This window comes from Actinoplanes rectilineatus (assembly GCF_000962825.1).
Lineage (GTDB): Bacteria > Actinomycetota > Actinomycetes > Mycobacteriales > Micromonosporaceae > Actinoplanes > Actinoplanes rectilineatus.
Genome location: NZ_JZKF01000182.1, coordinates 1 through 2,873 on the forward strand (window position 1 = coordinate 1; position 2,873 = coordinate 2,873).

Annotated in this window: 2 protein-coding genes and 1 pseudogene; all 3 read left to right on the forward strand. The window is 70.4% G+C overall.

The window, feature by feature from the left end; genetic code table 11:
• A partial coding sequence (locus WH85_RS45915) for a superoxide dismutase [Ni] (protein ID WP_045748535.1) occupies positions 1–222 on the forward strand: 222 nt, incomplete at its 5' end.
• A 270-nt stretch (positions 223–492) separates the two neighbouring features.
• Positions 493–2,742, forward strand: a complete 2,250-nt coding sequence (locus WH85_RS45920) for a sensor histidine kinase (RefSeq protein ID WP_045748536.1) — start codon at positions 493–495, stop codon at positions 2,740–2,742.
• Positions 2,739–2,873 (forward strand): annotated as a pseudogene (locus WH85_RS54050) (roadblock/LC7 domain-containing protein); the annotation flags it as partial. The gene WH85_RS45920 and the pseudogene WH85_RS54050, both read left to right, overlap by 4 nt.

Consider the following 2,873-nt stretch of genomic DNA (forward strand, 5'->3'; position numbering starts at 1 on the left):
CAGCGCTCCGAGCTGGTCAAGCACCACCTGTGGGTGCTGTGGACCGACTACTTCAAGGCCCCGCACTTCGAGAAGTACCCGAACCTGCACCAGCTCTTCGACGAGGCCACCAAGCTCGCCGGCGCGACCGGCGCCAAGGGCTCGGTCGACCCCGCCGTCGCCGAGCAGCTGCTCGGCAAGATCGAGGAGATCTCCACGATCTTCTGGGAGACCAAGAAGTAAGGAAACCGTCCTGAAGCGCCGCTCGCGATACCGTCGCAGGCGGCGCTTTCGCGTTACCGACTGATAATTTCCGCCTTATCAGATTCGGCCGGTTCGTGGGCAGAACATCGACAAGCGTTGCGCCTACGTAAAATCCCGGCCACTCTGTTGACCTCGCCGGGCCGAGCGAAGATCCTTGTCCGGCGGCCGTCACGGAATGAGATCCACTTCCGACGGTCCGCAGTCACGCGCCTCCCTCCATGAAGACCACCAGGTCGAGGAGCTGATCGCTTGTCCGTCCCCACCACGCCGGAAACCCGCAAGCCGGGCGGATCGATCCGCCGGCGCGTGGTCCGCACCCTCGCGTTGCCGGTCGTGACCACCCTGGTGCTGCTGACCATCGTCGCGATCGGCGAGGTCGAGAACTACCGCTCCGCCGCCTCCACCGCCCGTGCCGTCACCGTCGACCTGGCCGTCCGCGACCTGGTCCAGGAGCTGCAGAACGAGCGTGGCCTGACCGCCGGCCTGCTCGGCGGCAACGACGGCTTCCGGGCCGAACTCGCCCCGGCCCGGCAACGGGTGGACGGCAAACGGGCCGCCGTCGAGGACCTGATCGCCGGCGGCGGTGAGGTGGAGGACCGGGTCGCCACCGCCGTCCGCCAGCTGGACGGCCTCGCCGGGGTGCGGGCCGGCACCGACACCGGCGCCGGTGCCCGCGACGCCACCTTCGACTTCTACACCGGCCGGATCACCGACCTGAGCAGCGTGGACCTCAACCTGGACAGTGCCGCCGACACCGAGCTGCGCCGGGGTGTGTCCACCCTGCAGGCGCTCGGCGACGTCAAGGAGGCCACCGCCCAGGAGCGGGCGTTCCTCAACGGCGTCTTCTCCGCGAGCGGGTTCCGCAACGGCGAGTACCTGCGGTTCGTGACGATGCGCTCGGCGCGGGACGCCGCGCTCGCCGCGTTCGGGCGGACCGCGACGGCCACCGAGCGCACCGCCAAGGACTACCTGCTCGACACCGGCGCCGCCCGGGAGGCCGCCTACTTCGAGCAGGTCGCGCTCGGATCCGGCGACGGCGAATACCTCCAGGTCAACCCGCAGTCGTGGTGGTCGGCGCTGACCACGGTGCTGGACGACACGCTCACCCTGGAACAGCATGTCGGCTCGGTCATCCGGTCCCGGGCGGCGGCCCTCGAACAGCAGGCGACGCTGCGGATGGGGGTGCTGGCCGGCGGGGTGCTGCTCTGCCTGCTCGGCTCGGTCTATCTGGCCACCGTCGCGTCCCGGTCGGTGGCGCGACCGCTCGGTGCACTCGCCGACGAGGCGAACCGGCTGGCGAGCGAACAGCTGCCGGAGGCGGTCAGCCGGGCCACCGTCGGGGACAGCACCGACGCCCCGCCACCGGTCCGGGTGCCGCGCGGCGCCAGCGACGAGGTGCTGCTGGTGGCGGACGCGTTCGACCGGGTGCAGGCTACGGCGTACGCGCTCGCCACCGAACAGGCCGTGCTGCGGCGGACCACCGCGGAGTCGCTGGCCAACCTGGGCCGGCGCAACCAGAACCTGCTGCGCCGCCAGCTCGGCTTCATCACCAAGCTGGAACGGGAGGAGTCCAACCCGGCCGGCCTGGCGAACCTGTTCGAACTCGACCACCTGGCCACCCGGATGCGGCGCAACGCGGAGAGCCTGCTGGTCCTGGTCGGTGCGGCCAGCCCGCGACAGTTGTCCGAGCCGCTGCCGGTCTCCGACGTGGTCCGGGCCGCGGTGTCCGAGGTGGAGGAGTACCGCCGGGTCAGCCTGCGCCGGGTGGACGACGTGCTGGTGCTCGGCGCGATGGTCAGCGGCATCGCGCACATGCTCGCCGAACTGATCGAGAACGGTCTGGCGTTCTCCCCACCGGACATGGACGTGGAGATCCACGGGCGGATGATCGGGGACGTCTACCTGATCGCCGTCAGCGACCAGGGCATCGGCATGTCGGCCGAGGACCTGGCGGTGGCGAACGCCCGGCTGCGCGGTGAGGGCGACTTCATCACGGCGCCGGCCCGGTTCCTGGGGCACTACGTGGTCGGCCGGCTGGCCCGGCAGATGGGCATCGCGGTGCAGCTGACGCCGTCGCCGGTGACCGGGGTGACCGCGCGGATCTCGCTGCCCGCGGAGATCCTGGCGGCGCCGCAGCCGGTGGCGACGGCGCCGCGGACCCGGGCGGAACGGATCAGTTCGCAACCGCTGCGGCTGCCCGCGGCCCCGGTGCAGATGCAGGATCTGCCGATCAAATCCACCACCATCGAGTACGTCGTGGTGCCCGACACCACCGAGCCGTTCGAGGCGGGTGAACGGACCGCCAACGGGCTCCGCAAACGCATCCCCCGCACCAGACGACCGGAAACCAACAAAACCGAAAAATACGAAATGTCGGAAAAGTTACCGCCGGTGGCCGACTCCCCCGAAGCCGTCCGTTCCCGCCTGACCGCCCTGCGCGACGGCATGAGCCGCGGCAGCGCCGTCGCCTCGGTAACAATCGCGAAGGAAGACCGATGAGCGTCGACACCACCGCAGACCGGCACCAGTTCAACTGGCTTCTCGGCAACTTCGTGCACCAGACCGACGGTGTCCGCGACGCCGTCGCGGTCTCCTCCGACGGCCTGCTGATCGCCGGGTCGGACGGCCTG